Here is a 16425-nt window from a genome sequence, read left to right on the forward strand (position 1 = left end):
AGTCCTGCTCGCAGCGGGCGGCGGCGCCGTCGCAAGCATGTGTCACACGGGGCGTGTGTCAGTGCCGTTGCTCGGCCGCCGGCATGACTCCTTCTGAGAGCCCGCTGGCAACAAAGAGTTGCGCTACATCAACGGGGTCGAATTCGTACCGCTGATTGCAGAACTCGCAGTGAATTTCTACGTGCCCGCGTTCCTCGATCACGCTGTCGACTTCCTCGCGGCCGAGCATCTTCAGCATCGCGCCAACCTTGCCGCGCGAGCAGCTGCACTCGAAGCGTGCGGGTGTCGGCATGAAGTGCTGTACGTTCTCCTGCCAGAAGAGACGCCGGAACACCGTTTCCGGTTCTTCCTTCAGTAACTCGTCCTGGGAAAGCGTGCCGCCGAGCGTGCACACCCGTTCCCACGTATCCGTATCGAGCTCGCCCGGATGCGGCACGATTCCGCCGTCACCCGGCAGTTTCTGCAGCAGCATGCCCACTGCGCGCTCCGAATTCGCGGCGAGCCACAGACGGGTGTCGAGCTGCTCGGAGTGATGCATGTAATGTTCGAGCACTTCGGCCATCGATTTCAGCGGACCGTCCACGCCATTCAGCGGCACGATGCCCTGGTAAGGCTGCTGGCCGGGCTGCTTTTCGCGCGGATCGAGCGTGATCACGCAGCGGCCGTTGCCGCCTGCGTTCAGCAGTTCGATGAGCGTGGTGTCCTCGCCGATCGTGCTCGCGACATCACCGGAGAACTTCGCCGTGGCCCGCATCGACAGGTCCGAGCTGCACTGCACGACCAGCATCTTGACCGGGCCGTCGCCGAAAATCTGCATGATGAGGGTGCCGTCGAACTTCAGGTTCGCCGACAGCAGCGCGCAGGCAGCCATCATCTCGCCGAGCACGTTGCGCACCGGCGCCGGGTAAGCGCGACGTGTCAGCACTTCCTGCCACGTATTGCGCAGCGAAACGATTTCGCCGCGCACCGGCGCTGCACTGAACATGAATTTTTGCAACTGGTCGTTCACAACTTTTCCTCGGTCGAATGGCGCAAGCTCAATGCTGCGCCGGCGCGCCGTGCGCAGCGGCTCCTAGCCGATGCGCACCAGCTGCGCCTTGAAATATTCGCGCCGCTCGACGTAACTCGCCGTGCCGCGCTGCATGCCTGCAATGTCCGCTTCCGTCAGCTCGCGGACGGCTTTCGCCGGCGCGCCCAGAATCAGTGAATTGTCCGGAAACACCTTGCCTTCGGTAACCACGGCACCGGCGCCAACCAGACAGTTGCGGCCGATTACCGCTCCATTCAAGACCACTGCCTGAATCCCGATCAGTGCGCCCTCCTTGATCGTGCAGCCGTGGATCATGGCCTGGTGGCCGATCGTGACGTTGGCTTCGATCGTCATCGGGTAACCGGGGTCGGTGTGGAGAACCGCGCCTTCCTGGATATTGCTGCCCGCGCCGATCGAAATCGGTTCGTTGTCGCCGCGGATCGCGGCGCCGAACCAGACGCTCGCGTTCTCCGCGACTTCGACTTTACCGATGATGGTCGCCGTGTCCGCGACGAACACGCTTTCATGGATGGTCGGGGCGGCATCGCCAAGCTTGTAAATTGCCACAGTGTCTCCTCTGTGTCGGGTAGCGCCGCGCCGTCGAAGGACGGCGCAGCTGCAGTGCGCGAGGCGCGCTGCGTGGTCGAATCGCGTATTGTAAACGGTTGCGCACGGGGAGCGTTTTGGCTCGCCCGACACTTTGCCGTTTCCTTGCCGGTTGTTTCACGGATATTTCGCGTCTTGCTGTCATGAATCCTGCCGTCTCCTCTTCGCCGACTGTTTCGTCCATCGATGTCTGCGCCCGCTTCGAGGCGCTCGCTGTCCTGCGTGAGCGCGTCCCGTCGCTCAAGGCCGACGCGGCGCGGGCGCTATACGTGCAGGTACGCGACGGCGATCTGCAGTGCGTGCCGGAACGCCCGATCGATGAACCGGTGGGTCTGCCGGGCCGCCCCGTGCAGCCCGAACTGGTGGAACCGAAACGGCTGGGGCGTCGCAGCATGCAGTCGGACGAAGGGCGAGCGGTGCTGTTGCACGCGCTGGCCCACATTGAATTCAACGCTATCAATCTCGCGCTCGACGCGGTCTGGCGCTTTCCCGGCATGCCTGCCGCGTTCTATTCGGACTGGCTGAAAGTCGCGGCGGAGGAGGCCCATCATTTTTCGCTGCTCTGCGCGCGACTGGCGGAATTCAGTCACGCCTACGGCGATTTTCCCGCGCACGACGGCTTGTGGGACATGTGCGATCGTACGCGGGGCGACGTTCTCGCACGAATGGCGCTCGTGCCAAGGACACTCGAGGCGCGTGGACTCGACGCGTCGCCGCCGATCCGGGCGCGGTTAAAGCAGGCGGGCGATCACGCGTCGGCGGCGATTCTCGACGTCATCCTGCGCGATGAGATCGGCCATGTGCTGATCGGCAACCACTGGTTCCGGTATCTCTGCAGTCAGCAGGTGCTCGATCCTCACCTGACTTACACGCGTCTCGCCGAGCAGTACCACGCACCGAAGCTGCGTGGCCCATTCAATTTCGAAGCACGACGCGACGCCGGTTTTGATGAAGCCGAGCTGGCCGCGCTGGCCGGACTCGAATCGGGGACCTTGCCGAAACCGGATTGACCGCGCCTTCTGGTCAGGTGGGCCTCGTCTGTTGACAGTGAACCGCCGGAAATCCCCGCACCTGAAGCCGCGCGGGTTAAGCCGGCGCGAGTTCATACGGCGTCAGTTGTACGCGATCCTGTTGGTTGTGAATTGAAGCGACCCGGATTCCGGACCCAAGTGGTGCGACCACTCCACATGGTGTGCGCGCGGTCATCATCCTGCCCCGTTATAATCGAACGATCATTCTTTTTTGGGTCGCGCTCATGAAAACCTCGCAGTCCGACTTCGTATCTGTGCGTGGCGTGCGCCTCCACGTGCGGCGTTGGGGAAACCCGGACGCGCCAACGCTCTTCATGTTGCATGGCTGGATGGATGTGGCGGCGTCGTTCCAGTTCGTGGTCGACGCACTCAGCGGCGACTGGCAGGTCATCGCGCCGGATGTCCGGGGCTTTGGCCTGTCCGACTGGCCAGTCGCGCAGCAGGGCGGGGGCCACTACGTGTTCCATGACTATCTGTCTGACCTCGACGCGTTGCTCGACCATTACGCCCCGTCCGGGGAAGTCAATCTGGTGGGGCACAGCATGGGAGCGAACGTCGTCGGTCTTTATGCGGGCGTGCGGCCGGAGCGTGTGCGACGGGTCGTCGACCTGGAAGGGTTTGGTCTCGCGCCTTCGCGCGCCGAACAATCGCCGCGGCGACTGCGTAGCTGGCTGGACGAGATGAAGAATCCGCCGACGCTAAAGCACTACGCGTCGCTCGATGAAGTCGCGGCCCGCCTGATCCGCAACAACGAACGGCTCGCCCCCTCGCGCGCCCGTTTCCTCGCGCAGCACTGGTCGAAGCGGGACGACGATGGCCGCTTCGTGCTTCTCGCTGATCCGGCTCACAAGATGCGTGGACCGATGCTGTACAGGCTGGACGAAGTGATGGCCGTCTGGCGCAAGGTGACGGCGAAGGTGCTCCACGTCGAAGCAGCGGCGTCCCCGACGCTCGCACAGATTGCCGGCGACATCCCGCTCGGGGAATTCAAGGCCCGCTTTCAGGCGTTTTCGGACTGGCGCGAAGAGATCGTCGATGACGCAGGCCATATGGTGCATCACGATCAGCCAGCGCAGGTCGCCGCGCTGATCGAGGCATTTTGCGCATAATTTTTGCGCATCTGCGCTAATGGCGATGGATCGGTGCGTCGAACTACAGCGTTGCAGTAAAATGATCGCAGAATCCTTTCAAGTCAACGATGAACGCCGATCTACACTGCCATTCCACCGTCTCCGACGGCCAGTTTGCGCCCGCCGTGGTCGCGCGCCGCGCGCACGCTGGCGGCGTGACGTTGTGGTCGTTGACGGATCACGACGAGGTGGGTGGGCAGGCCGAAGCCCGGGCCGCGGCGCAGGAACTCGGCATGCGCTATCTGTGCGGCGTCGAAATCTCCGTGACATGGGCATCGCGCACGGTGCACATCGTCGGTCTGCATATCGATCCGGAATGCACGACGCTTATCGAGGGGCTTGCGCGCACGCGTGACGGCCGGGCGGCACGCGCTGAAGCCATCGGCGAGCAACTCGGCAAGCTCGGTATTCCGGACGCCTACGCCGGCGCGTTGCGTTACGTCTCCAATCCCGACATGATCTCCCGTACCCATTTCGCGCGCTACATGGTGGAAAGCGGCTACGCGGAATCGACCCAGGATGTCTTCAACCGCTACCTCGGTGACGGCAAGCCGGGTTACGTACCGCATCGCTGGTCGAAGCTGTCGGATGCGGTCAGATGGATCCAGATTGCCGGTGGCGAGGCGATCGTCGCGCACCCCGGCAGGTACAACTACACGCCAGTCGAGTTCGACGCGTTCTTTGGCGAGTTTATCGACCTTGGAGGCAAGGCGATCGAAGTCGTCACCGGCAGCCACACACCGGACCAGTATCGCGAATACGCGGACGTGGCGCGCCGTTTCGGTTTTGAGGCTTCGCGCGGGTCGGATTTTCATGCGGCCGGGGAAGGGCGTACCGAACTCGGCAGCTTGCCGCCCCTGCCGTCCGATCTCAAGCCCGTCTGGGAACGCTGGCTGTGACCCGCCGCGATTGCGGCACGCGGGCTGCGTGCGCTGTCGCTGACCGCGTTTGTCGTGCCCGATAATCCGATACCTTGATCACCCGACATGTCCCAATTCTTTCGGCTCCATCCCGATAATCCGCAGCCGCGTCTCATCAAGCAGGCGGTGCAGATCATCAAGGACGGTGGCATCGTCGCGCTGCCGACCGATTCGAGCTATGCGCTCGCGTGTCAGTTGGACGACAAGGACGCGGCGGAACGTCTTCGCCGGATTCGCGGCCTCGATGATAAACAACTGCTGTCGCTGCTCGTGCGCGATCTGTCGGAGCTGTCCAACTTCGCCATGGTCGACAACCGGCAGTACCGGCTCATCCGGTCGGTGACGCCGGGCCCCTATGTTTTCGTGCTGCAGGCGACGAAAGAAGTGCCGCGGCGTCTCTCTCATCCGGCGCGCAAGACGATCGGTCTGCGCGTGCCGGACCACGCGATTACACTCGCGATTCTCGAGGAACTTGGCGAGCCGCTGCTCGGTTCGACGTTGATCATGCCGGGCGAAACGCGGCCGCTGAACGATCCGGAGGAAATCCGGGCACGCCTCGAAAAACAGATCGAACTCGTGATCGATGGAGGCGCGTGCCCGTGCGAACCGTCGACGGTGATCGACCTGACCGGCAATGAACCCGTGCTCGTACGTCCCGGACGCGGCAGCCTTGAACCCTTCGGGCTCGAACAGCCGGCATAGAAAGCCGTCGGTCGCGGCTCCGCGCATTGATACAATAGCGAGTTATGGATTCTTCCTTGATACAGACCATTGTCGTATACGCGTTGCCGGTGATTTTCGCCATCACGCTGCATGAGGCCGCACACGGCTATGTCGCGCGCCTTCTGGGCGACAACACGGCCTACGTGCTAGGTCGCGTTTCGTTCAATCCGATGCGGCATATCGATCCGCTCGGCACCATCGCCATCCCGTTGCTGCTGTACTTCGCGACGAGCGGGGCGTTCATGTTCGGCTATGCGAAGCCGGTTCCCGTCGCCTTTGGCAACCTGCGCAACCCGCGCTGGGGCAGTCTGTGGGTCGCGCTCGCCGGCCCTGTCTGCAATTTCGTTCAGGCGCTCGTGTGGGGTGTGTTGAGCGTGGTGCTCACCGCCATGAACGTCGACGAACCGTTTTTTACGCGAATGGCCGCGGCCGGCGTCGGCATCAATCTCGTGCTGGGCGTGCTCAACCTCTTTCCGCTGCCACCGCTCGATGGTGGCCGTGTGCTCACCGCGCTGCTGCCGGCACGCCAGTCGATTGCGCTGTCGCGCATCGAACCGTACGGCTTTTTCATCGTGATGGCGCTTGTGATGACGGGCACGCTGACGAAGTACTGGCTGCGCCCGCTCGTCAATCTCGGTTACGACGTCGTGACGGCTATCCTGACTCCTCTCGTTTCGCTTCTCTAATACAACCATGTTCCCAGACCGTATCTTCTCCGGCATGCGGCCCACCGGGTCGCTGCACCTCGGCCACTATCACGGTGTGCTGAAAAACTGGGTGCGGCTGCAGTCCGAATACCCGTGCTTCTTTTGCGTCGTCGACTGGCACGCGCTGACGACGCACTACGAAACGCCCGATGTGATCGAAAAGAACGTCTGGGAAGTGCTGATCGACTGGCTCGCTTCGGGTATCGATCCGGCGCAGGCGACGCTCTTCATCCAGAGCCGCGTTCCCGAGCATGCGGAACTCTCGCTGCTGCTTGGCATGAGCACCCCGCTTGGCTGGCTCGAACGTGTGCCGACCTATAAGGAGCAGATGGAGAAGCTGAAGGACAAGGATCTGTCAACCTACGGTTTTCTCGGCTATCCGGTCCTGATGGCGGCGGACATCCTGCTGTATCGCGCGTCGCTCGTGCCGGTTGGTGAAGACCAGGTGCCGCACGTCGAAATGACGCGCGAAATCGCACGCCGCTTCAATTACCTGTACGGCCGCGAGCCGGGCTTCGAGGAGAAGGCGCTCGAAGCCGCGAAGAAACTCGGCGGCAAGCGCTCGAAGCTGTACCACGAGCTGCGCAACGCCTACCAGCAGGAAGGCGACGACGAAGCCCTCGAACAGGCGCGCGCGATGCTGCAGGAATCGCAGAGCCTGTCGATGAGTGATCGCGAGCGGCTGTTCGGCTATCTCGAAGGCGCGCGCAAGATCATTCTCGTCGAACCGCAGGTGCTGCTGACCGAAGCGTCGCGGATGCCGGGCCTCGACGGGCAGAAGATGTCAAAGTCGTACGGCAACACGATCGGCCTGCGTGAAGACGCCGAGACGATCACGAAGAAAGTCCGCACGATGCCGACCGATCCGGCCCGTGTGCGCCGCACCGATCCGGGTGACCCGGACAAGTGCCCGGTCTGGCAACTGCACCAGGTCTATACCGACGAAACGACTCACGAGTGGGTGCAGAAGGGCTGTCGCTCGGCCGGCATTGGCTGCCTCGAATGCAAGCAACCTGTCATCGAAGGCATCTTGCGCGAACAGCAGCCGATGCTCGAGCGCGCACAGAAGTACATGGACGACCCCTCGCTCCTGCGCGCCATCGTCGCCGATGGCTGCGACAAGGCGCGCCGTTTCGCGTCGGAAGCGATGCGCGATGTGCGCGAGGCGATGGGCCTGTCGTACAGTTGAGGCGGTTTCGGCTAACTGCGTATGGGCGATTACGCTTCTTCCAATGTGCCGTCGTCGCATTCGACGCTTGCTGAGCCGTCGCGCTGGGTGCGTCGGTGGACGCATCTGGTGACGTCGGGCGGTGCGGTGCTGGATGTGGCGTCGGGAGCGGGGCGCCATGCGCGCTGGTTTGATTCGCATGGGCATCCGGTGACGGCGATCGATCGCGACGCGGATGCGCTCGCCGCGATGCGCGACGAGCCCCGTATCACGACGCTCACTGCCGATATAGAAGAAGGGGCGTGGCCGCTTCCCGCCGACGCGAAATTTGCGGCGGTGGTGGTCACGAACTACCTGCATCGTCCGTTGTTTCCACGTCTGCTGGACGCGCTCGCGCCCTCCGGTGTGCTGATTTACGAAACCTTCGCGCAGGGCAACGAGACGGTGGGCAAGCCTTCGCGACCTGCGTTTCTGCTGGCGCCCGGGGAACTGCTCGACGTGGTCCGTGGCCGTCTGCGGGTGGTCGCATTTCAGGATGGTTTTCTCGCGCAGCCTCGTCCGGCGTACGTCCAGCGTATCTGCGCAATTCTCGAAACTGACCGGTCTGCTGGCGGGGAAAAGGCTCTATCCCCGCCGCGTTACGATCTGGCTGGCTAATCCGCTACAATCGCGGTTTACTGATCAAATTCATGGCGTTTCATGACTAACGGCAATCAAGACGGCATTCAGATTCGTGGCAGCATTCCGGCGATCGTCACCCCGATGCTCGAAGACGGCAGCCTCGATCTGCCGGCGTTTCGCAAACTGATCGACTGGCATATTGAAGAGGGCACGAACGCTCTGGTCGTCGTGGGGACGAGCGGCGAATCGGCGACGTTGTCGGTCGAAGAGCACGTACTGATGGTCAAGACCGCCGTCGAGCACGCGGCCGGGCGCATTCCCGTGATCGCCGGTTCGGGCGGCAACTCCACGACCGAAGCGATCGAGTTGACCGAGCGGGCGAAGAAAGTCGGCGCCGACGCGACGCTGCAGGTCGTGCCCTATTACAACAAGCCGACGCAGGAAGGCATTTACCGTCACTTTGCGAAGATCGCGGAAACGGTCGATCTGCCGGTGATTCTGTACAACGTGCCGGGCCGTACGGTCGCCGACATGTCCAACGAGACGATCCTGCGCCTCGCCCAGGTGCCGGGCATCGTGGGCGTGAAGGAAGCGACCGGCAACATCGATCGCGCCGCGCATCTGATCAAGTCCGCGCCTGCCCATTTCGGTATCTACAGCGGTGACGATCCCACGGCAATCGCGCTGATGCTGCTTGGCGGCCATGGCAACATTTCCGTGACGGCAAACGTGGCGCCGCGTGCAATGAGCGAGCTGTGCAAGGCCGCATTGGCGGCCGACGCGAAAACCGCCCGTGAAATCCATTTGAAGCTGCTTTCCTTGCACAAGAACCTTTTCATCGAATCGAACCCGATTCCGGTGAAGTGGGCGCTGCAGCAACTGGGTCGTATTCAGGGCGGCATCCGCTTGCCGCTCACTCCGCTCGACGCGCGTTACCACGATGTTGTGCGTGCCGCGCTGCGCGAGTCAGGTCTGCTGGGCTGAACCACCTTCAGCCTCCAGCACCGGCATTCCATTAACCGACGTCGATATCGCCCACGTTCCCGGCACTGAACCAGGCAACGCGTTCCAGCATCACGAAGGACTTCATGAAACGTTCTGCACTCTCCCTCCACGCAACCCGCATGGCGGCGCTAGCGCTTGCCCTGAGTACGCTCGCCGGCTGCGACACGCTGAACGACTGGTTTTCGTCCGACAAGGTCAACTACAAGGGCGCCGGCAGCGCACCGCCGCTGGCGATTCCGAGCGACCTGTCGACCGCGAAGGTGGATGAGCGCTATGCAGCGCCGCCGGTCGGCGCTGCGCTCGGCGGTGCGCCGCAGCGCGCAGTGACGCCGGCGGGCAATTCGACCGAAGGCGTGCCTAGCGCGCAGGATCCGTTCGGCATGCACATCGAGCGCGACGGTGACCGCCGCTGGCTCGTAGTGGACGGCCGTACGCCTGACCAGCTCTGGCCTCAGTTGCAGGAGTTCTGGGAAGAAAATGGCTTCTCGCTCGCGACCAACGCGCCGACTACCGGCATCATGTCGACCGACTGGGCCGAGAATCGCGCCAACATCCCGGACGACTGGTTCCGCCGCACGATTGGCAAGGTGATCGACTTCGCTTATTCGTCCGGTACGCGCGACCGTTTCCGCACGCTCGTCACGCGCGCCTCGGACAATGCGACCGATATCTCGATCACGCACAGTGCGATGGAAGAAATGCTGACGGGGCAGGACAAGACGTCCTCGCGCTGGGAAGAGCGTCCGCGCAACCCGACGCTCGAAGCGGTGTTTCTGGCGAAGCTAATGCAGAAGTTCGGCCTGACCGATGCCCAGGCAAAGCAGCTCCTGACAGAGGCACGTCCCGCGACAGCGCCAGCGAAGATCGACACGGCTGACGGCGCCGCGACGCTGGATCTGCCTGAGTCGTTCGACCGCGCATGGCTGCGCGTGGGCCTCGCGCTCGACCGTACCAACTTCACCGTCGATAATCGCGACCGCGAGAAGGGCATCTATTACGTTCGCTATGCGGATTCGATGCAGGAATTGAAGAGGGAAGGTATCTTCGGCAAGCTGTTCTATAGCGGTAACAGCTCGAAGAAACCGGGTCAGGAATTCCTCGTGAATGTGCGCTCGAAGAGTGACTCACTGACCCAGGTCGCGGTACTCGACGCGAACGGCCAGGTGGATACGTCGTCGGACGCGCAGCGCATCGTGTCGCTGCTGCATGCACAGCTGAACTAGGCGAACCGTGAGGTTCGCCAGTCTGGGAAGTGGCAGCGAGGGCAACGCGCTGCTGGTCGAGGCGCAAAGCGGAACGACCACGACGCGCGTGCTGCTCGACTGCGGGTTCTCGGCGAAAGAGGTCGAACGGCGCCTCGCGCGCCTCGGCCTGGGTGTCGACAGTCTCGACGCCATCCTCATTACCCACGAGCACGGCGACCACATCGGCAGCGCATTGACGCTGGCCCGAAAGTGGTCGATTCCGCTGCATACCAGTTGGGGCACGGCGCGCGCCGTCGGCGCAGACGAAGCCTGCATCGATCTCCATGTGCTCTGGGGTGATGAGGCGGTCGCCATCGGCGATCTCAGTGTGCTGCCTTACACGGTCCCGCACGACGCTCGCGAGCCGCTGCAATTCGTGTTTTCCGACGGCGCGAGCCGGCTTGGCGTACTGACCGACGTTGGAACGTCGACCTCGCATATCAGCTCAGTATTGAGCGGCTGCGATGCACTCATGCTCGAATGCAACCACGATGTCCAGATGCTGGCTGCTAGCCGTTATCCGCCTTCGCTGAAGGCGCGCATCGGCGGCGATCACGGGCACCTGAATAACGATGCGGCGGCCGAGATTCTCGCGTCGCTCGACCGGTCGAAACTGAATCACCTGGTTGCTGCGCATCTGAGTCAGCAAAACAATTTGCCCGAACTCGCGAAGGCCGCAATGGCCGGCGCGCTGGGAGCTGCCGCGACCGAAGTGGTGGTGGCATCGCAGGATGACGGGTTTGACTGGTTATGTCTTTGAGTTTCGCAATACGCCTGCTTCGTCCGGCCGGTCCGGAAGAAAGCAGCCGATTGCGCAGATAAAAAGACGCCCATGACGTTTGTCATGGGCGTCTTTGCACTATTCACTGGGATCAGTCTGGACCAGCTTGGACCGGGCGGAAGCCAGGCCCAAACTGCTTGCTGCGGCGACGGTTCCTAGTTCCTGTTGCCGCCAAAAATGCCGAGCAATGCCAGTAGGTTCGTGAACACGTTATACAGATCGAGGTAGATCGCGAGCGTGGCCGAAATGTAGTTCGTCTCGCCGCCGTTCACGACGCGCTGCACGTCGAACAGCATGTAAGCCGAAAAGATTGCGATCGCGAGGACCGAAACGGTGAGCATCAGCGCCGGCAGTTGCAGGAACATGTTTGCGACCATAGCCAGCAGCAGCACGATCACGCCCATGAAAAGCCATTTTCCAAGGCCGGAGAAGTCACGTTTGCTGACCGTGGCAACCGTCGCCATGGCAGCGAAGATCACACCAGTGCCACCAAACGCGAGCATGATCAGCGACGGCCCATTCGAGAAGCCGAGAATGAAGCTCAGGAGCCGCGACAGCATCAGGCCCATGAAGAACGTAAAGCCGAGCAGCACGAACACGCCGGCGCTGCTGTTTTTCGTGCGCTCGATCGCGAACATGAAGCCGAAAGCGATCGCGAAGAACGCCAGCAGACTCATCGCGGGGCTGGTGGCGGCAAACAGCGAAAACCCGGTTGCGACGCCCACCCATGCGCCGAGCACCGTCGGCACCATGGACAGCGCGAGCAGCCAGTAGGTGTTCCGCAGGACGCGGTTACGGGTTTCGACTGTGCTTATCGTGCCGCTGCGGCCGAAGTTATAGGGGGAATCGTTCATGCTTTCTCCTTGCGTCAAACGCTGTGATGCGCGGTGGTTGTGCAACGCCAGCCGGTTTCTTTTTGATCCGGCCACGGGCCCGTGCACACCTAATATTATCCCGGCAAAGCGGAGTTTCAATAGCTCGCCAGATGGGGACAAAGGTGCGGTTTCGGGCTCTTCGTTAGATGCTTTCAGTGCTGTAAGGGTTCAATCGCAATCATACACTGGAACATGCTACAATAGCGGATTCATTTGAATCTGTAACCTCTTAATTTTCTGGAGTTTTTATGGCGCTCGAACGCACCCTGTCGATTATCAAGCCGGACGCAGTGGCAAAGAATGTGATCGGCCAGATCTACAGCCGTTTCGAAAACGCTGGCCTCAAGATCGCTGCCGCACGCATGGTTCACCTGTCGCGTGCCGACGCTGAGAAGTTCTACGCCGTCCACGCCGCGCGTCCGTTCTTCAGGGACCTCGTCGAGTTCATGATCTCGGGCCCGGTGATGGTTCAGGTCCTGGAAGGCGAAAACGCGATTCTGATGAACCGCGACCTGATGGGCGCAACGGATCCGAAGAAGGCCGACAAAGGCACGATTCGCGCCGACTTTGCCGACAGCATCGATGCCAACGCCGTCCACGGTTCGGACGCAGCTGAAACGGCCGCTGTCGAAATCGCATTTTTCTTCCCGGCACTCAACGTCTACGCGCGCTGATCGACCGACCAGTTAGCAGGTTAGAAGCAGCAGGAACGGGCGCGAACGGCATGGCGTTCATGTGGCTTGTTGCATGAACGTAGTTTCGCACTGATATGGCAGGATTCGATATGACGAGCAGTCCAACCGTCAACCTTCTCGATCTCGACGCCCAGGGGCTCGTCGCATACTGCGACAGCCTCGGCGAAAAGCCGTTTCGCGCCAAACAGTTGCAGCGCTGGATTCACCAGTACAATGCTGCCGACTTCGACGGCATGACCGATCTCGCAAAGTCGCTGCGCGAAAAGCTCAAGGGTCGCGCCACGATTTCGATGCCCGATATCGCGAGCGACCACATCTCCGCCGACGGAACACGCAAGTGGCTGATCGACGTCGGTAACGGCAACGCGGTCGAAACCGTCTTCATCCCCGAAGAATCGCGGGGCACGTTGTGCGTGTCGTCGCAGGCCGGGTGTGCGGTCAACTGCCGTTTCTGTTCGACGGGCAAACAGGGTTTCTCCCGCAATCTCACGACCGCCGAAATCATCGGCCAGCTGCGCATGGCCGAATTTGCGCTGCGAGCGTCGCTCGGCATGGCCGGCGGCCGTGCGGCGGGTGGCGAAGGCAAGGGCGAGCGCGTCGTCACGAATGTCGTGATGATGGGCATGGGCGAGCCGTTGCTCAATTACGATGCCGTCGTGCCGGCCATGCGCCTGATGCTCGACGATAACGCGTATGGTCTGTCGCGCCGCCGTGTGACGCTGTCCACGTCTGGCGTCGTGCCGATGATGGACCGGCTCGGTGCGGATCTGCCGGTGGCACTTGCGGTGTCGTTGCACGCACCGAACGACGCGTTGCGTGACGAACTGGTGCCGCTGAACAAAAAGTATCCGCTACGCGAATTGATGGCGGCCTGTCAGCGCTATCTGAAGGTCGCGCCGCGAGATTTCATTACTTTCGAATATTGCATGCTTGACGGTGTGAACGATACCGAAGCACATGCGCGCGAATTGCTCGCCGTCACGCGCGACGTGCCATGCAAGTTCAATCTGATTCCGTTTAATCCGTTCCCGGAATCCGGGCTTCTCCGCTCGACGCAGGAACGGATCAAGCGGTTTGCGCAGGTGCTGATCGACACGGGCGTCGTCACCACGGTGCGCAAGACACGCGGCGATGATATTGATGCTGCCTGCGGTCAGTTGGCTGGCGCGGTCAAGGACCGCACCCGTCTCGCTGAGCGCACCGGGAAGGCGGCGAAAGTGATCGAGGTTCGTGCCGTGTAAGCGTGGTGGACTGTCTTGTCATGCTCGACAGGCCATGACGAATTGAAAAGAAAGTTTGCAAAATCGATCGGAAGCGGCACAGAACGCCGCGCATTTTGTTATAAACGGTCTGCGAATCTAGACGAGGCATGCGCCTGCGTGGATCGCAAGAGTAAAAAAGAATCGACGCGAAAGGATTTGGGATGAGTGAGCCGCAGCACCCGCAGCCGCATGGCACAGAGACGAATGCTGTCCGTTCGGCACCAGCCGTGGCGCCGGTTGCGACGCAGCCCGGACTGGACTCGCTGGCGGCGGTTGGGGCGCGATTGACACAGCTACGCGAATCGAAGGGTTGGATGATCGAAGACGTTTCTACACGCCTCAAGGTTTCGCCGGTCAAGCTGCGCGCGCTTGAGGCAGGCGACGTCAGCCAGCTTCCTGATACGACGTTCGCGCTTGGCGTGGTGCGAAGCTACGCAAAGATGCTCGGTGTCGATCCCGCTCCGTTTTCCCAGGCTTTGCGGCGTGTAAAAGGCGTGCCGGAGCCGGATCTCTCGATGCCGGCATCGTCTGGCAGGGATTTGCCGCGTGGTCGGGTATCGCTGTCGCTGGGCGACAGCGGGCCGCGCTCCCGCTCCTGGCTGTGGGGCGTCGCCGCAGTTGTCGTGGCGGTGATTGCGCTCACTATGTGGCGCACGAACGGTGGCGATTCATCGGCGTGGCTTGCGCGGCTGAAGGCCGGTGCGAATGGCGCAGCGGGTGGTGCAACGGGCGCATCGGGCGCAGTTGCGCAGGACCAGACCGCAGCGTCCGCTGTGGTGGCCGGGCAGGACACTCCCGCATCCGAAGCGCCGGCGGTGGCGGAACAAGGTGCGTCCGAAACGCCGATGCCGGCTCCGTTGCCCACGGCCGCCGTGCCGGTGGCACCGGCGCCAGCGCCAGCATCTGCGCCCGCCGTCGCCGTGAAGGAGAAGGCGCCCGATGCCGCTGCATCGGAAGTCACCGAGGCATCTGTCGGCGGCCGGGCGACGGTTGGCATCAAGGTGATGCAGGACAGCTGGTTCAGCGTGCGGCAGAAGGACGGCAAGGAGGTGTTCTCCGGCATCGTCCACGCAGGCGAATCGAAGGAAGTTGCTGGCGAAGCGCCGTTCAAGGTGACGGTTGGCAACAAGGCCGGACTCGATTCCCTGTCGCTCGATGGCCAGCCGGTCAATCCGGCCAAATACGCGTCAGCGAAGGGTAATGTGGCACGCTTCGCATTGCCTTGACAGGGTACGCGTCGCGGCGTTTAGCCGCGACGCTTTTTCAATTCTGGTGTCGTGCTCCGTGCAGGACGCCTGCGGCGTAAATGGGTTTTTCGATGCACTCCGAAGCTCAATCCCTATCCAGCAGTCAGATCACTTCGTCCGAGCCAGTTTTCGGTGGACACGCACCGCGTCGCTCGTCGCATGCAGTCGACGTGCGCTGGGGCGGCCAGCTCGTCACGATCGGCGGAGACTCGCCAGTGCGCGTCCAGTCGATGACCAACACCGATACCGCTGATGCGATTGGAACGGCTATTCAGATCAAGGAACTCGCGCAGGCTGGCTCCGAACTCGTGCGTATCACGGTCAACACACCGGAGGCTGCCGCTGCAGTGCCGGCCGTGCGTGAACAGCTTGACCGGATGGGTGTGTCGGTGCCGCTCGTCGGCGATTTTCACTACAACGGTCACCTGTTGCTGCGAGACTACCCCTCGTGCGCTGAGGCGTTGTCGAAGTACCGGATCAATCCGGGCAACGTCGGGCATGGCGCGAAACGCGACACGCAGTTCGCGCAGATGATCGAAACCGCGATCAGGTACGACAAACCGGTGCGGATCGGCGTCAACTGGGGCAGTCTCGACCAGGATCTGCTCGCGAAGATGATGGACGAGAACGCCGCGCGCGCACAGCCGTGGGAAGCACAGAGCGTGATGTACGAGGCGCTGATCCAGTCGGCGATCGGCTCGGCGGAGCGCGCGGTCGAACTCGGGCTCGGTCGAAACAGGATCATTCTGTCGTGCAAGGTAAGCGGCGTTCAGGACCTGATCGCCGTGTATCGTGAGCTTGCCCGTCGTTGCGAGTTCGCGCTGCACCTCGGCCTGACCGAAGCGGGCATGGGCTCGAAGGGTATCGTCGCATCGACGGCTGCGCTGTCGGTGCTGCTTCAACAGGGTATCGGTGACACGATCCGAATTTCGCTCACGCCAGAACCGGGTGCGTCGCGTACCGGTGAAGTGATCGTCGGCCAGGAAATCCTGCAGACGATGGGGCTGCGCTCGTTCACGCCGATGGTCATCGCGTGCCCGGGCTGCGGCCGTACGACCAGCACGCTGTTCCAGGAACTCGCTTCGCAGATCCAGACGTATCTGCGCACACAGATGCCGGTTTGGCGCGATCAGTATCCTGGTGTCGAGAAGATGCACGTCGCGGTGATGGGTTGCATCGTCAACGGTCCTGGCGAATCGAAGCAGGCGAACATCGGCATCAGCCTGCCGGGTTCGGGCGAGAATCCGGCTGCACCGGTGTTCATCGACGGCGAGAAGGTCAAGACGCTGCGTGGCGAGCGTATCGCGGAAGAATTCCAGCAAATCGTGAGCGACTACGTCGAGCGCCGCTATGGCCGCGCGACTGTGCTCAACTAAATCG

At 62.2% G+C, this 16425-nt stretch carries 17 protein-coding genes; 14 read left to right on the forward strand and 3 right to left on the reverse strand.

Going from position 1 to position 16425, the window contains the following annotated elements; all coding sequences use genetic code 11:
* Positions 1–58: 58 nt before the first annotated feature.
* Both hslO and B0G77_RS14580 read right to left on the reverse strand, forming a co-directional pair.
* Complete coding sequence (hslO, locus tag B0G77_RS14575; protein WP_133662759.1) at positions 59–1009, reverse strand: Hsp33 family molecular chaperone HslO; 951 nt, start codon at positions 1007–1009, stop codon at positions 59–61.
* A gap of 63 nt (positions 1010–1072) precedes the next feature.
* The gene (locus B0G77_RS14580; protein WP_133662760.1) at positions 1073–1597 is read right to left on the reverse strand and encodes a gamma carbonic anhydrase family protein; all 525 of its coding nucleotides are present in this window, start codon (positions 1595–1597) and stop codon (positions 1073–1075) included.
* 182 nt (positions 1598–1779) lie between these two features.
* Between B0G77_RS14580 and B0G77_RS14585 the strand changes: the two genes are divergently transcribed.
* The 10 genes from B0G77_RS14585 to B0G77_RS14630 all read left to right on the forward strand — a co-directional run bounded on the left by B0G77_RS14585 (position 1780) and on the right by B0G77_RS14630 (position 10945).
* On the forward strand, positions 1780–2646 hold the full coding sequence (locus tag B0G77_RS14585) for a ferritin-like domain-containing protein (RefSeq protein ID WP_133662761.1): 867 nt from the start codon (positions 1780–1782) through the stop codon (positions 2644–2646).
* A gap of 245 nt (positions 2647–2891) precedes the next feature.
* Entirely contained in the window at positions 2892–3776 is an 885-nt protein-coding gene (locus tag B0G77_RS14590) for an alpha/beta hydrolase (RefSeq protein WP_133662762.1), read from the forward strand.
* Between the two features lie 89 nt (positions 3777–3865).
* On the forward strand, positions 3866–4696 hold the full coding sequence (locus B0G77_RS14595; protein ID WP_133662763.1) for a 3',5'-nucleoside bisphosphate phosphatase: 831 nt from the start codon (positions 3866–3868) through the stop codon (positions 4694–4696).
* An 87-nt stretch (positions 4697–4783) separates the two neighbouring features.
* A complete protein-coding gene (locus B0G77_RS14600; protein ID WP_133662764.1) occupies positions 4784–5419 on the forward strand; it encodes an L-threonylcarbamoyladenylate synthase in 636 nt (211 codons plus the stop codon).
* A 44-nt stretch (positions 5420–5463) separates the two neighbouring features.
* The gene (locus B0G77_RS14605; protein ID WP_133662765.1) at positions 5464–6126 is read left to right on the forward strand and encodes a site-2 protease family protein; all 663 of its coding nucleotides are present in this window, start codon (positions 5464–5466) and stop codon (positions 6124–6126) included.
* Between the two features lie 7 nt (positions 6127–6133).
* A complete protein-coding gene (locus B0G77_RS14610; RefSeq protein ID WP_133662766.1) occupies positions 6134–7336 on the forward strand; it encodes a tryptophan--tRNA ligase in 1203 nt (400 codons plus the stop codon).
* 21 nt (positions 7337–7357) lie between these two features.
* Positions 7358–7972 (forward strand): class I SAM-dependent methyltransferase, encoded by a 615-nt coding sequence (locus tag B0G77_RS14615; RefSeq protein WP_133662767.1) that lies wholly within the window; start codon positions 7358–7360, stop codon positions 7970–7972.
* A gap of 42 nt (positions 7973–8014) precedes the next feature.
* Entirely contained in the window at positions 8015–8920 is a 906-nt protein-coding gene (dapA, locus tag B0G77_RS14620; protein WP_133662768.1) for a 4-hydroxy-tetrahydrodipicolinate synthase, read from the forward strand.
* A 104-nt stretch (positions 8921–9024) separates the two neighbouring features.
* Positions 9025–10164: an outer membrane protein assembly factor BamC gene (gene bamC, locus B0G77_RS14625; RefSeq protein WP_133662769.1), complete on the forward strand. Its 1140-nt coding sequence runs from the start codon at positions 9025–9027 to the stop codon at positions 10162–10164.
* Between the two features lie 7 nt (positions 10165–10171).
* Complete coding sequence (locus B0G77_RS14630; RefSeq protein WP_133662770.1) at positions 10172–10945, forward strand: MBL fold metallo-hydrolase; 774 nt, start codon at positions 10172–10174, stop codon at positions 10943–10945.
* 176 nt (positions 10946–11121) lie between these two features.
* Here the strand turns inward: B0G77_RS14630 and B0G77_RS14635 are convergent, their stop codons facing one another.
* Positions 11122–11820 (reverse strand): Bax inhibitor-1/YccA family protein, encoded by a 699-nt coding sequence (locus B0G77_RS14635; RefSeq protein ID WP_133662771.1) that lies wholly within the window; start codon positions 11818–11820, stop codon positions 11122–11124.
* 269 nt (positions 11821–12089) lie between these two features.
* Here B0G77_RS14635 and ndk point away from each other — a divergent pair, with 269 nt between their 5' ends.
* The 4 genes from ndk to ispG all read left to right on the forward strand — a co-directional run bounded on the left by ndk (position 12090) and on the right by ispG (position 16421).
* Positions 12090–12515 carry a nucleoside-diphosphate kinase gene (ndk, locus tag B0G77_RS14640; protein ID WP_133662772.1) on the forward strand — a complete coding sequence of 142 codons (426 nt, stop codon included), beginning with the start codon at positions 12090–12092 and terminating at the stop codon, positions 12513–12515.
* Positions 12516–12625: 110 nt separating this feature from the next.
* Positions 12626–13777 carry a 23S rRNA (adenine(2503)-C(2))-methyltransferase RlmN gene (gene rlmN, locus B0G77_RS14645; protein ID WP_133662773.1) on the forward strand — a complete coding sequence of 384 codons (1152 nt, stop codon included), beginning with the start codon at positions 12626–12628 and terminating at the stop codon, positions 13775–13777.
* A 182-nt stretch (positions 13778–13959) separates the two neighbouring features.
* A complete protein-coding gene (locus B0G77_RS14650) occupies positions 13960–15024 on the forward strand; it encodes a RodZ domain-containing protein (RefSeq protein ID WP_133662774.1) in 1065 nt (354 codons plus the stop codon).
* 80 nt (positions 15025–15104) lie between these two features.
* Complete coding sequence (ispG, locus tag B0G77_RS14655) at positions 15105–16421, forward strand: flavodoxin-dependent (E)-4-hydroxy-3-methylbut-2-enyl-diphosphate synthase (RefSeq protein WP_133662775.1); 1317 nt, start codon at positions 15105–15107, stop codon at positions 16419–16421.
* Positions 16422–16425: the final 4 nt, after the last annotated feature.

Origin of the sequence: Paraburkholderia sp. BL10I2N1, assembly GCF_004361815.1 — a bacterium.
Lineage (GTDB): Bacteria > Pseudomonadota > Gammaproteobacteria > Burkholderiales > Burkholderiaceae > Paraburkholderia.

Excerpts from the sequence above, each read along its gene's own strand:
- B0G77_RS14585 (WP_133662761.1), top strand. The coding sequence starts at position 1,780 with ATGAATCCTGCCGTCTCCTCTTCGCCGACTGTTTCGTCCATCGATGTC.
- B0G77_RS14590 (WP_133662762.1), top strand. The coding sequence starts at position 2,892 with ATGAAAACCTCGCAGTCCGACTTCGTATCTGTGCGTGGCGTGCGCCTC.
- B0G77_RS14595 (WP_133662763.1), top strand. The coding sequence starts at position 3,866 with ATGAACGCCGATCTACACTGCCATTCCACCGTCTCCGACGGCCAGTTT.
- B0G77_RS14600 (WP_133662764.1), top strand. The coding sequence starts at position 4,784 with ATGTCCCAATTCTTTCGGCTCCATCCCGATAATCCGCAGCCGCGTCTC.
- B0G77_RS14605 (WP_133662765.1), top strand. The coding sequence starts at position 5,464 with ATGGATTCTTCCTTGATACAGACCATTGTCGTATACGCGTTGCCGGTG.
- B0G77_RS14610 (WP_133662766.1), top strand. The coding sequence starts at position 6,134 with ATGTTCCCAGACCGTATCTTCTCCGGCATGCGGCCCACCGGGTCGCTG.
- B0G77_RS14615 (WP_133662767.1), top strand. The coding sequence starts at position 7,358 with ATGGGCGATTACGCTTCTTCCAATGTGCCGTCGTCGCATTCGACGCTT.
- dapA (WP_133662768.1), top strand. The coding sequence starts at position 8,015 with ATGACTAACGGCAATCAAGACGGCATTCAGATTCGTGGCAGCATTCCG.
- bamC (WP_133662769.1), top strand. The coding sequence starts at position 9,025 with ATGAAACGTTCTGCACTCTCCCTCCACGCAACCCGCATGGCGGCGCTA.
- B0G77_RS14635 (WP_133662771.1), bottom strand. The coding sequence starts at position 11,820 with ATGAACGATTCCCCCTATAACTTCGGCCGCAGCGGCACGATAAGCACA.
- ndk (WP_133662772.1), top strand. The coding sequence starts at position 12,090 with ATGGCGCTCGAACGCACCCTGTCGATTATCAAGCCGGACGCAGTGGCA.
- rlmN (WP_133662773.1), top strand. The coding sequence starts at position 12,626 with ATGACGAGCAGTCCAACCGTCAACCTTCTCGATCTCGACGCCCAGGGG.
- B0G77_RS14650 (WP_133662774.1), top strand. The coding sequence starts at position 13,960 with ATGAGTGAGCCGCAGCACCCGCAGCCGCATGGCACAGAGACGAATGCT.
- ispG (WP_133662775.1), top strand. The coding sequence starts at position 15,105 with ATGGGTTTTTCGATGCACTCCGAAGCTCAATCCCTATCCAGCAGTCAG.